At 29.5% G+C, this 13,142-nt stretch carries 9 protein-coding genes; 2 read left to right on the top strand and 7 right to left on the bottom strand.

Annotated elements, in window-relative coordinates:
• Positions 1–261: 261 nt before the first annotated feature.
• The 3 genes from J2127_RS08215 to J2127_RS08205 form a co-directional block, all read right to left on the bottom strand.
• Complete coding sequence (locus tag J2127_RS08215; protein ID WP_209733085.1) at positions 262–2,913, bottom strand: ATP-dependent helicase; 2,652 nt, start codon at positions 2,911–2,913, stop codon at positions 262–264.
• Between the two features lie 1,375 nt (positions 2,914–4,288).
• On the bottom strand, positions 4,289–4,987 hold the full coding sequence (upp, locus tag J2127_RS08210) for a uracil phosphoribosyltransferase (RefSeq protein WP_209733080.1): 699 nt from the start codon (positions 4,985–4,987) through the stop codon (positions 4,289–4,291).
• Positions 4,988–5,219: 232 nt separating this feature from the next.
• Complete coding sequence (locus J2127_RS08205; protein WP_209733079.1) at positions 5,220–6,467, bottom strand: uracil-xanthine permease family protein; 1,248 nt, start codon at positions 6,465–6,467, stop codon at positions 5,220–5,222.
• A 389-nt stretch (positions 6,468–6,856) separates the two neighbouring features.
• Between J2127_RS08205 and J2127_RS08200 the strand changes: the two genes are divergently transcribed.
• Complete coding sequence (locus J2127_RS08200; RefSeq protein WP_209733078.1) at positions 6,857–7,858, top strand: NAD(P)/FAD-dependent oxidoreductase; 1,002 nt, start codon at positions 6,857–6,859, stop codon at positions 7,856–7,858.
• Positions 7,859–7,977: 119 nt separating this feature from the next.
• On the top strand, positions 7,978–8,925 hold the full coding sequence (locus J2127_RS08195) for a metallophosphoesterase (protein WP_209733077.1): 948 nt from the start codon (positions 7,978–7,980) through the stop codon (positions 8,923–8,925).
• Positions 8,926–9,011: 86 nt separating this feature from the next.
• On the opposite strand, the gene J2127_RS08190 is transcribed toward J2127_RS08195, so the two are convergent.
• The 4 genes from J2127_RS08190 to J2127_RS08175 all read right to left on the bottom strand — a co-directional run bounded on the left by J2127_RS08190 (position 9,012) and on the right by J2127_RS08175 (position 13,101).
• Entirely contained in the window at positions 9,012–11,237 is a 2,226-nt protein-coding gene (locus tag J2127_RS08190; RefSeq protein ID WP_209733076.1) for a methyl-accepting chemotaxis protein, read from the bottom strand.
• Between the two features lie 693 nt (positions 11,238–11,930).
• On the bottom strand, positions 11,931–12,164 hold the full coding sequence (locus tag J2127_RS08185; protein WP_209590774.1) for a 50S ribosomal protein L14e: 234 nt from the start codon (positions 12,162–12,164) through the stop codon (positions 11,931–11,933).
• 121 nt (positions 12,165–12,285) lie between these two features.
• Positions 12,286–12,822, bottom strand: a complete 537-nt coding sequence (gene cmk / locus J2127_RS08180; RefSeq protein ID WP_209733075.1) for a (d)CMP kinase — start codon at positions 12,820–12,822, stop codon at positions 12,286–12,288.
• Positions 12,823–12,834: 12 nt separating this feature from the next.
• Positions 12,835–13,101, bottom strand: coding sequence for a 50S ribosomal protein L34e (locus tag J2127_RS08175; protein ID WP_209733074.1), 267 nt, complete (start codon positions 13,099–13,101; stop codon positions 12,835–12,837).
• Positions 13,102–13,142 lie beyond the last annotated feature (41 nt).

The following is a 13,142-nucleotide window of genomic DNA, read 5'->3' as shown; positions in this document are numbered from 1 at the left end:
TTCAGAAATCGAATCTATTTCAAAACAAGTTGTACAAGTTGCTGAAAGAGTTGAGCAATCTGCAGGAAGATTTAAGATTGAATAATTAAATTATTTATCTTAAATTATTCATCTTAACTTATTAACTTATTAACTTATTATTTTTAAATATTATTATATTATAATAAATAAAAATATTATTTTCAATTTTTAAAAGATATTAAAAAGAGTAAAAGTTTTTTAGTTTATTACTTTTTTCAGCATTAAATTTAATTTAACAAATTATTTGCCCTTTTTTGAAATTTTATACATTACTTGAGCGTGGAATAATTTTAATAAATTATTTTTATCCTCTGCAAGTACTGCATCGCTCGCAGTAAGTGTGGCAAGCCCGAAACTCATTGGAGTTGGCACTGATACATCAATATGTTCTAATTTAATATGCCCAGACTGTATTTTACCCAAAATTTCCTGCAAATGCTCAACTTCCAAACTATCTTCGATAATTTCACGGTAAGTCTCTTCAAGTGGTGCAAATCTATCTAACTTTTTAGCATAGTGTATCAACAAATCAGCACTGACTTGCTGTCTTTTAGCGGATTTTTTACGTCCAGCGTAGTTTCTAAGTATCATCAAGCTTCTTGTAGCGTTTATTCTAAAATTTCTCTTCATAAGATTGGTATTTTCAAGAGCAAGCTTTAAAATGCCATATACGTTATTCGGAGTTAGCTCTTTGATAATTTGAACTATGTCAATACGTTTTTTCTTTGGCACTTCCAATGAAAAACCAGTATCTGAGACGCTAACTAGCACACCAACGCCAAAATGCTCACTAATTTTATAAGCTATGGCTCTACTGAATCCATCGTTGAATTTTCTTCCATAATTACTGTGGATGTAAAGATACTTATTTTCAGTTTTTCCTTTCTTATCTTTCTTGTAGCCATCGTAGCCTTCACCATTATATTCTTCTATAACAAGTCTATTAGGTAAACTAATGCTACTATTACCCTTATACTGAATTTGCTGACCGAATAGCCCATAAAGACTTTCTATACTGTTATTATCTATAGGTAATTCGGAAAGCCATTCTTTTAATATGCCATTGCCATATTTCTCTATTGCAGTCTTTTTAAACTCTAAAACGTTTTTACCCAAATCATAGCTAAGTGGGAGTCTTTCAGAGTACCAATTTGGAATATTTGGTTTTTCAGACGTTTTATCAACGTATACCTTACTACCTCTACGGTATATAAACTTCAAATGTTCGCCACCCAATGCAAAAACATCGCCTTTTTCAAGTCTATCAAGGTATTGTTCGTCTAATTTACCAATCCAAGCTTTATTTGCTCTTACATATACATCACAGCTAAAATCATCTGGAATAGTGCCGATATTCATGTAATATATCATTCTTGCAGTTTTACCTGATTTTCCAATTTTTTTGGTTTCTTCGTCATACCAAATTTTAGAATAGATGTTTCTATCTTCCATTCCTGCATAACTAGCAGTCATGTAGTTTAAAACTATTTTAAAGTCCTCTTCGGTCATCGTGTTATAATTATAACTTCTTCGTACTATATCTTTAACTTTTTCAAATTCAATTATTCCATTAATTGCAATTCCATAGATATGTTGAACAAGTACATCTAAAGGCTTCTTAGGTATCTGAACCTTATCTATAAACCCTTCTCTTGCTTTTTTTAGCATAACTGTACATTCTACAAGTTCATCCCTATCTAAAGCTATTAATCTACCTTTAGCAATCCTCTCAATACCGTGACCTGCTCTACCAATACGTTGAAGTAGTACTTTAACACTTTTCGGGCTACCGATCTGAATAACCAAGTCCACGTATGGCATATCAATACCAAGTTCAAGACTACTGCTCGTGGTTACTACTTTTAATTCACCCTTTTTAAGCTTAGATTCTATTTCTAACCTTTTATCCCTAGATAAACTACCGTGGTGGCTACCACTATTTTCTTCCGTATATTCTGGGAATTTTCTACGTAAGTTGTACAATATACGTTCTGCTCCACCCCTCGTATTTGTAAATATAAGGGTATTTTCATGTTCTTGAATTAAATTATGTAATTCACCGTATAATTTTTTTGAAATTTCCTCTGGCGTACTCATAATTAAATCCGGAACTGGACAAATTAATTTCATATCGTAGCTACGTACAAATCTCGTATCTACAATTTCCACAGGTCTAGGGGTTTCTATATCATAGTAACCGCCCAGATAACTTGCAACTTCATCAAGTGGTTCAACCGTAGCACTACAACCAATTCTTACGAATTCGTTATTTGTAAGTTCTCGCAGTCTTTCAAGGCTTAAACTAAGGTGTACCCCTCTTTTATTATCTGCTAGAGAGTGTATTTCATCAATAACAACCCATCTAACAGTCCTTAATTTTTCTTTAAACTTGGGTGAGTTCAAGATAATTGCTAAACTTTCAGGGGTAGTATTTAAAATATGGGGTGTTTGCTTCAACATTTTACTTTTTTGGTAACTTGTAGTATCTCCGTGTCTTATAGCGTGCCTTATATCCCCCATATCTTCTTTTCCATACTTTTCCTTTAAAATTTCTTTGATTTCTACGAGTGGCTCTTCAAGATTTACGTGAATGTCATTTGCCAAACTCTTCAAGGGACTTATGTATATACAATACACGCTATTTTCGAGTCCTTCTTCTTTTTCAATTCTGAAAAGCTCGTTTATGATACTCATAAAACTACTTAGAGTCTTACCACTACCAGTAGGGCTACAAATAAGAGTATTTCTCCCGTAATGAATACGGGGGATTGCTTGACGTTGAGGGGGTGTGAAATAACCCTCGTTAAATTCTTTGTATTTTTCGAATTTTTGTACCCACCAATCTTTAACCCCATCTTGGAATAAATCCAGTATTTTTTCGTCAGAATCTATATCAAAAGCATATTTTCCAGTACTGTAAGATATACTTTTTGAAACTAAATTTTGTTCCTTTTTGACGTTTAGTTCTTCCCTTATTTCTTGTTCTAGGGTTTTTGAGTTTGTAGTCGAGTCGTTTGTTTTTGAGATGATATTCATAATTGTCCTCCATCAAATTTTAAAATTAATTATGTGGCGATATATATTTAAAAATGGATATATTAATAACATATGGTAATTTTTAATGAATATAGTAATATAGCCATAGTTAAATATCTTGTCTATCTTACCTATTTTTACTTATTATTATCTATTTTTACCCATTCGTATAATACTCTTATCGATATTATTTCTATTAATATACTATTTTTAATTTAATTTAATTTAATTTTATTTTTATATTAATATTATAATCATATGGTACTATACATATAATTAGTATCATATAAATAGTTTTTCGATAAATTTAGTTCGAATATCGTCGTCATATAAAAAGAAATTGGAAATATTGTCAAAATCGAAGGGTAAATAATTTACTAACTTAGTAGCTTAGTAGCTTAGTAGCTTAATAACTTAATTAATTGAATTACTAAATTAAAAATTAAAAATTAAAAAATAGAAGATTAAATAAAGTGATTGAATAGTACATAATAGAATAATAGAATAATAGTATAATAGAATAATAGTATAATAGAATAATAGCATATTGTTGGATAAACTATTGGCATTATCCTAAATTTTGAGGATAAATTATTAATTAAACTCTTATATCTTTAAATTATAATTAAATGTAACATATAGATTATACAATTATAAATGTCATATATTTTTAATACTATAATGGTTACCGTGAGACTAATGTTCTAGAACCATAAAGTCAATATATATCCTTATGTTGTAATATCGCACGTATATAATATTTAAAATTACATTATTATGTTATTTTATTTGCATATATTTTTAGTATTCTACGCTTCTTAAGTTAAACTGTTTAGACCTTATTATCCCCCATAAGGGTCATAAAGTCCTATTATGTATATATTATAATTTCTATATATAGATTCGGGTTAATAGAATGTAGTTAATTAAACTGTTATAGTAAAATAACCTTTTAACCAAATAAATGCTAAATTATGCTTAAAAAATATTTCAAAACAAAAATATGGGTTTTTAATAAAATTAAACGATTATATGGTAAAATTAAAATAATGATATTTAATTATCATAATAGATAAATTATCTTATCATATAATAAAAATTATTCTTAAAAAAAATAAAATATGGTAAATTTATCATGTAAATTTATCAATATTAGGTTATCTTGTAAGTTTATGTGATGTTATATGTAGTTAACATTTATGTAGCATTATAATGTAGTTCACATTTTTAATTATTCAAGGTTGTGCATTTGTGGTAATAATGAAACTTTCACAGGTTCTCCAAATGCTCTATCTCCTGCATCTCCGAGACCTGGTAATATATAACCTTTTTTGTTTAATTCTCTGTCCATTTTAGTAACATATATCTCTGTTTCAGGGAATTCTTTTTTAATTGCATCGATACCTTCAGGAGCACCAATTACACCAACTACAACAACTCTTTTTGGCATACCACAGCTTTTGAGTTCTCTCATAACGCTGATTAAAGTTGAACCTGTAGCAATCATAGGGTCGCAGATAATCAAGGTGTCTTCTTCTTTTAATTTAGGTACTTTTATGTAGTCCATTTTAATTTCAAAGTCTGGAGCCGGTCCTCTTGAAGCTGAAACAATACCTACTCTGGCAGATTCTAGTGTTTTGATTAAACCTTCCATTAAAGGAATAGCAACTCTTAAAACTGTAATGATTAATACATTTTTCCTGTCTTTTCCTTTTAAACCAATTGTAGCTTCAAGGGGTGTTTCGATTTCTACTTCTTCAAAATCCATTGTTTTTGTTAATTCGTAGCCCATATACCTACCAAGTCTTACAAGACCTTTTCTGAACGCAATGTTGTCAGTATCTTGCTCTCTTAAATCTGAAAGTGTTTCAATTAAAAAAGGTGAGTCTTCAAATGAGTATACTCCTTCCCATCTTGTATCTTTTTTCATTATATCGCCTCGTTAATTTTTGATATGCTAAAAATAATATTTAGAAATAATAATTTCAATATAGTAAAAGCATTAAAGATATAATTATAAAATTTAATTTATAATCATATAATTTATAATCATATTTTATTTTGGTATATATACTATTTTAATGTTTTGATGACATATACTTAAATTTATCAATTAACATTCGATAATAAACCTTATTTTAAAAATTAAGAGATAAAAAATATTAATTTTTAATTTTAAACAATTGGTCAAGTACTATAGCAGTTATTGCACCCATTGCCATTCCTGATTCTAATATACTCGCTATTATTTTAGGGAAGTGTGCTAAAAACTCCGCTGGTAACTGAGGAGAGCCCAAACCAACAATTAATGCGCTTGCAAGAACCAAAGTATTTTTATCGTTTAATTCTACTTTATCCTTGATTAATTTAAGACCTGTTAAACCAATCATACCATATAAAGCAATTGTAAGACCACCCAAAACTGGTCCCGGTATAGATGCTAAAATACCGGTGAATTTAGGAATTAATGAGAATAACATTAAGATTACTGCACCAATTTGCACAACCTGAACGCTTGAAACTTTTGTAAGTGCTACAAGTCCTATGTTTTCAGAATAACTTGTTGTACCACAACCACCGAGTAAACCCGCAATTGTACAGGATAAACCTTCTGATGTAATACCTTTGTTTATTTTTTTATTGTCGATGGGTTCCTCAGATATTGTAGAAATAGCATGATAATCCCCTACGCTCTCAATAATACTTACAAGGAACGCAAATAATATAATGATTATCGCATCAGCGTTGAATACTGGCATACCCCAAGGCATAAGTTGCGGTAGGCTGAAAAGTGGTAAACTTGAAACTAATGTGAAATCTACAAGTCCTAAAGCGATACTTGCAAGGTATCCAACAGTTGCACCAATAACAACAGGCATAGTTTTTAAGGTTCCTTTTGATTTTAATGTGATTATAACAGTTGTAAAAAAGGTTAACAATGCAACAAAAGCAGCGTATGGTATAGAAGCACCGGTAGGGTCTCCAAAAAAGTTGAACGTGTATTTCATAGCCGTACTAGCCAAACTGAAACCAACCAACATGATGGTAACACCAGTAACAACAGGGGTAAATAATTTTTTTAATTTTCCGATTAAACCGAAAGCACCAGTTATCGCCTCGAGGATACCTCCAACGATTAAAGCACCTTCAACAGCTGCCAATCCAACGCTACTGCCGATATAGATTAAAGCAGGAATAAAAGCAAAACTTGAACCTTGAACAATAGGAAACTTTGAACCAATTGTAGTCTGTAATATGGTAGCGATACCCATCGTTAAAAGAACGGCTTGAATTAAGACCGCTATTTGTTCGAGTGGTAACCCAATAGCACTACCCACTACCAGGGGTACTGTAACAGTAGCTCCAAACATCGCTAAAACGTGCTGGAAACCCAATGCAATTTTTTTCATATTTTCCCTCCAATATATACTTGTTAAACAATTATGTAATAAAATACGATAGGACTTTGAATTATCTATCCTCAATAGTGTACTGTTTTTTCCTATATATAATTTATTAATAATCCTATATAAAATCATAATTATTTTAAAAAATAGAAAATAAATAGAATAAATTTAAAAGTATATGATTTTTAACATTTGTAATATTTGTAATATTTGTAATATTTGTAACATTTACGAAATTCATAAAATAATCTATAAAAATGTAGAAAGATAAATAATAAACTGAGAATTAAATACTGAGAATTAACAATATCAAAATACTATTAAAATAATATTGGAAAATAACATCAAAGATATATTAAATTATATAAGAATTAATGTAAAAAAGGGATATTATGGAAATTGGAAATCTTAAAGACATGATAATTATTGGCGGAGGTCCTGCGGGACTTGTTGCAGGCATATATGCAATGCGTGGCGGAGTTAATGCGATATGTATCGAGAAGGAAAATGCAGGCGGTAAAATAGCAGAAGCAGGCGTAGTTGAAAATTACCTGGGCTATTCTCAAATAAAAGGTTTTGAACTTGCTAATAATTTTGCAGAGCACGCCAACAGCTTAAACCTACCAATAGTACACGAAGAAGTGATTAATGTTGTACCTAACGCGGTTACCATACACGATGAAAATGGGAATAATAAATTATCTTACCATAAAGTAGTAACTAGTAACAACGACTACATAACAAAAACTGTTGTAATTGCTTCAGGTAGCAAATATAAGTCTTTGGGCATAAATGAAGACGAGTATGTCGGTAAAGGTGTTGGTTACTGTGTTATGTGTGATGCTTTCTTCTTTAAAGACAGACACGTTTTAGTAATCGGTAGAAATACACCTGCAGCTATGGCGGCGTACAATTTAAAAGATATTGCCAAAAAGATTACAATAGTAACGGATAAATCAGAAATAAAAGTCGTAGAAAAAATTATTATGGATAGACTTGAAAAAATTGAGAATTTAGAGATAATATACAATGCAAAACCATTGGAATTTAAAGGGGAAGTTAAATTTGAGGGTATAGAAGTTGAAATGCTAGATACTAAGAATAATACTAATGCTAATAATAATAATAATAATAATAATAATCAAAAACAAGTTATAAATGGAGATGGAGCGTTTATAATGCTTGGTTACACGCCAAATAATGAATTTTTAAGTGATAGTAACATAGAGCTAAACAAAGGATTTGTAGTAACTAATAAAAACTGTGAAACGAATATCGAAGGGATATATGCTTGCGGGGATATAACGGGAGGAGTTTTGCAAGTTTCTAAAGCAGTAGGTGAAGGAGTCTACGCCTTTTCGAGTGCTTCAAAATACTTACAAAAATTTGAATAATTTCATAAAATAATAAATTAGTACATGGTATTATAACGTATTATAAATTATTATAAATTATTATAAATTTATTACTTAATTTTAATTTTATTAATAGCAATTATAAGAGATTTGATAAAATGCAGGAAATAGCCAATTTTTACAGAGATTTAGATTTAAATTTTGATAAGAATGCTTTGATAGATTCTAGAAACAAAACTGTGGCAGTTTCTGATTTGCACATCGGATTAGAAGAGCAATTTAAAAGAAAGGGTGTATTATTTCCATTGCACGAAAAAACCGTTATAATTAATAGAATTGTTTATTTATTAGATAAATATCGACCTAAAAAATTTATAATGGTTGGAGATATTTTACATCATTTTAATAAAATACCTTACAAGACTTACGATGTAATGTATGAAATATTGAAATTAATACATAACGAGTATAAAGATACCAAATTAATATTAGTTAGGGGTAATCACGATATAATGATTGATTATGTATTAAATGAATGTTTAAATAGGTTTAATGATGAAATAAATGAGAAAAATGCAGAATTGAAGAAAAAAATGAAGGATAAAGGCGATGGAATTTATCAAGAATATTCAAAGCTTGAAGATAGTGATCTGTATGAAATATACGAATATTACAAGGTAGATGGTTTACTTTATTATCATGGTCATAAAATACTAAACCAAGAAAATTTAAATTTCAAATCAGATATAACCTTAATGGTTATGGGGCATGAACACCCGGTTTTAGAATTAAATAATCACAGATTTCCAAGTTATTTACATATTGCAGATTATAGTACTTATTTTGAAAATAATAAAGAAAATAATGATAATGATAATGATAATAAAAATTATAAAAATCATGATTTAAAAAATATTTTAGTATTACCCTCATTTTCAAATATACCTTCGGGAGTAAAAATAAATGAATTATTTGGTAATTTTTTATCACCCTATTTGAAAGAACTTAAATCTGAAAGTTTTAAAGAAAAAATTTATCCAATAATAAAAGAAAAAGAAATTATGTATTTCCCCAATTTAAAGGAAATTGAGGATTATATACAGTAATATTATAAAATATACTGCTATTATTTTTATTTTATTTTATTTTATTTTTTAATATTCCTATTTTTTAATATTGTTATTAAATTATATTATACTTTAAATTCATTAGTTTTTTTAGAAACATTACGGGAAATTTTCGTCAATTCCTCGGAAGCGTTCCTTATTTCTTCAATAATACTATTCAACTCTTCTGTAGACGCGGTTACTTCTTCAGCAGTAGCTGCAAATTCTTCTGCAATAGCCGCAACTTCTTGTGAGTTTTTTAGTGCTAAATTTACATTAGTGGACGCATTCTGTGAGCCTGTATATATAGTATTCATTCTTGAACCTGAATTAGCTACGCCATCTTGTATACCTTCAAAGGCTGAGTTAACTTCATCAATAGCTAAAACTCCTTTTTCAACTTGTAATTTTCCATTATTTCCAAGTTCAATTGTTTCATCGATTTTAGAATTAATACCTTTGATGGTTTTATTAATATCTTCCACAGATTTCTTAATTTCTTCGGCAAGGTCTTTAATTTCACTTGCTACAACGGCAAAGCCTTTTCCTGCTTCCCCTGCTCTTGCTGCTTCAATACTTGCATTGAGTGCTAAAAGACCTGTTTGGTCTGCAATATCCTTAATTAACGTAGTTACTTCGTTAATTTTCTTACTTTCAGTTCCTAGCTCGCTAATGGATTTACTAAGGTCATCAATAACACTAGCAATATTATCCATAGTTCCTGTAGCATTTTCAACTTTTTCTATTCCTTCATTTGAATTTACCTTTATTGACCCAGCAATTTTAACCATATTCTCTATCGTATCGTTGACCGATTTAGCATCTTCAAAAGTTTCCATCAATTGTTCAGTAGAGTTTTGTAATTTTACAGATTGTTCAGACGCTGCATTAGCCACTTGTGAGGCTGCATCGGTTAATTGTTCAGCACTTTCTTCAGCATTTACCAATTGACTTTCGACCAATTCTATTTCATTATCCAATACTTCTATATCTTTTCTTAAGTCTTTGATTAATTCGCCAATATTTTCAATTGCTAAGTTAATTGACTTTTGCAAGCCATTGATGTCTTTGCTTTCGTCAGCATGGGCTGTAAAATCACCCTCTGAAAGTTTTTTCATGACTTTTGAAACGTCCATAATGGTTTCCGCTAATTTTTCTTTATCCGTTTCCATCAATTTGTTCATTGATTGAATATTGTCTGCCATACCATTAAATGAATTACTTAAAGCTTCTAATTCATCTCCTGTTTTAATATCGGCACGACTGGAAAAGTTTCCAGCTCCAAATTGTTCGGCAATTTCTTTTAATCTACCTAATGGTCTTGTAATAAGTCTACTAGTGTATAAGGATATCAATAAGCCTAATAATATACCTACGATTATAACAGTTACGTTTTGACGTTTTGTATCATCTAAAACGGATATTATCTCTTCAGTAGGTACTCCAATCCCCAAAGTACCAACTAAATTACCATTTACATCTCTTAACGCTTTATATGCACAATAATAGTATTCTCCATTAATTACCATGCTCTCATAGTATTTATCTTGAGTTTTTAAGTAATTGTAAGCTTCAGAATTAATTTTTTCACCGAGCAAATCTTTATTATCTGCAGTGGTGGATATCCTTGAGTCATACAACGTTAAAGCTGCACTACTGCCAGTTTCTTTCTGAAGTTGTGAAAGATAATTTACGTCATTATTTAAAACATCTACGATTATAAAATAGCCGATTGTGTCTCCACTCTTATCTGAAGTACTCATTACTTCTTCAGTACAGTATATAGGGGTAACTGAAACTATAGATAGGGCATCGTTTGTATTCCTGACTTTATAGTTGCTGAATTTTTCAGCAATATTTCCAGGTATTGATTCAAATGCTATGGTTTTGGAGGATTTTGAAAATTTGGATATGACACTGTTAACTTCAAAATCATTGTTTTTTGCATTAGATGCTAATATATTGCCCTTATCGTCTGCAATAACCATTAATTCTACATTCTGAACATTATTTAGCAGATTAATCCTATTTTTAATACTAGGAATATCTTCTGCTAGTATTTCTTTTTTTAGTCCAGTTGTACTTGAAACATACTCTGAAAATTTCTCATAATAATTTATTTTATCATTTAAGGCCACACATCCGGAATTCAATGACAATTCTGCAGATTTATCTAAACTTTCGGAAGCCAAATTATCAAGCCCATTTATTGAAAATGCACTTAAGGCAACCATGGGTATTATAATAGATATCATAGACAGAATTAACATTTTATGACTTAATTTTTTCACTATACTGTTAATTTTTTTCATTATTGCCCTCAATATTGTTAGCTTTTAATAGAATTTTTTGCTAATTTTAACATTATTTTAAGCTATTTTACGCTATTTTACAGTATTTACCATTTTGGGGTTTGTAAATAATGTTATTTATGAAGTAATATCTACAAAATTCTAATTAGTTAGTTTTCTAAATATATTTTCATTATATATGTCATATTTCTTTAAGTGATAATTTATATTGTACATTGATCGAATATTACCTATATTTTATATTTTATGCCCCATAATAGGAACAAAAGTAGTTATTAATATTTTAATATAATTATATTTTTATTGGGAACAAATAGTTAATTTTATATATTTAGGATTCAAACGTTTAATAATTTAAACTAGATTAGATAATTAATTAGAATATTATTAATATATTAAAATTTTAACATAATATTACTATTTGTTATAAAATTAACCGTAAAATAAAAGATTTTTAGCCACATGGGTAATATAAAACTAATACTCATAAAATAGATATCGAATAAGATAACATGAACTAAAATTAAAATCTAAACTTAAAATCTAAATTAAAATAACAAAATAGAGTACATAATCAAAATATGTAGCTAAAAAGTATTAATTCAAAATATTATTAAATTAATAATAAATTAATAATAAATTAATACCGTAACTACTTAAACTAATTTACATCAGTTTAGTGAAGATATATAATTATAATAAACCTGCAGCATCTAAAGCTAATTTAACTTCTTCTGTTGATGCTCCTTTTTCTAACTCAACGGTTTTTTCGGTAGGTTCAACGTGTTTTAAGTTGCATCTTCTTCTTTTAACGTTTCCGTCAATTACTGCAAAGTTTGCATCTAATACTTCCACGATAACACATGTGTTACCTGCTTCTCTACCTAATGTTTTAATACAAATTCTACCTACTTCTATAGCTGACATAAGTATTACCTCGCCTTATTTTTTGTTAATGTGAACGTCGCCGTTACGCACTTCATTCTTGAAATAGGGAAGTATTTAACTTCATTCCGAACGATAATAAAATTAAATTAAATAACTTAACTTATTGAATTTTATTACCTATTGCAAAATCAATGAGTTTAAATACCCCGTTAATATCCCATTTGGATGATTCGATAATTATATCGTAGATTGATAAATCATCAATGTTTATGTCGTATATTTCATTATATCGTTTTTTCTCAGAGTTTTCTCTAAGAATCATCTCTTCCATCGCTTTTTCGATGCCTTCGTTTTCTCGCAAGCTTATTCTTTTGCATCTAACCATTGGGTCCGCTTTTAACCAGATGCTTAAATCTGCTTTAATATTATTATTTTCAAGCACCCAACCTGCTAATCTTCCTTCGAGGACTATACTACCCTTTTTAGCACATTCAATCTGCCTACGGTCAATTTCATAATCTACCTTATCATTAGCTTCAGCATATTCACTGAACTCTTTTAAAGACATATTATTTTCTTTGGCCATATCTCTGAAGATAAAACCCGCACATACATGGTCTAAGTTATATTTTTCAGAAATTAATTTGGCGATTGTGGTTGTTCCAGTTCCAGGTAATCCTCCAATGGTTATAATCATCATAGCACCTAATTAAAAGTTTCTTGCTTTTTCGACCATCATTTTTTTAACACATGCTGCACATAAGTGTCCACCATATATTCTTTCAGGTCTTTTTTCGGTTTTTGCTAATTTTGATATTTCTGCAATTCTGCCGTTAGGTACACCGTTTAAAACAGCGCCACAAGCACCGCATTTAGCTGTACCTTGTTTTTTTCTTCTGTAGTGAGCTGTATTTCCTTTGGTTACTCTTACACAGGTTTTTTTCATTGAGCCAGATTTATATCTTGGGGCAGGCATATTATTACCTCCACTTGTTTCTTATGTTTCTTCGTATGTTC

Origin of the sequence: Methanococcus voltae (genome assembly GCF_017875395.1) — an archaeon.
GTDB lineage: Archaea > AGJL01 > Methanococci > Methanococcales > Methanococcaceae > Methanococcus > Methanococcus voltae_C.
This window is presented reverse-complemented; position numbering and strand designations above follow the sequence as displayed.

Coding starts and splice junctions, on each gene's coding strand:
- J2127_RS08190 (WP_209733076.1), bottom strand. CDS start 11,237: ATGAAAAAAATTAACAGTATAGTGAAAAAATTAAGTCATAAAATGTTA.
- upp (WP_209733080.1), bottom strand. CDS start 4,987: ATGAAAAAAGATACAAGATGGGAAGGAGTATACTCATTTGAAGACTCA.
- J2127_RS08195 (WP_209733077.1), top strand. CDS start 7,978: ATGCAGGAAATAGCCAATTTTTACAGAGATTTAGATTTAAATTTTGAT.
- J2127_RS08175 (WP_209733074.1), bottom strand. CDS start 13,101: ATGCCTGCCCCAAGATATAAATCTGGCTCAATGAAAAAAACCTGTGTA.
- J2127_RS08185 (WP_209590774.1), bottom strand. CDS start 12,164: ATGTCAGCTATAGAAGTAGGTAGAATTTGTATTAAAACATTAGGTAGA.
- J2127_RS08200 (WP_209733078.1), top strand. CDS start 6,857: ATGGAAATTGGAAATCTTAAAGACATGATAATTATTGGCGGAGGTCCT.
- J2127_RS08205 (WP_209733079.1), bottom strand. CDS start 6,467: ATGAAAAAAATTGCATTGGGTTTCCAGCACGTTTTAGCGATGTTTGGA.
- cmk (WP_209733075.1), bottom strand. CDS start 12,822: ATGATTATAACCATTGGAGGATTACCTGGAACTGGAACAACCACAATC.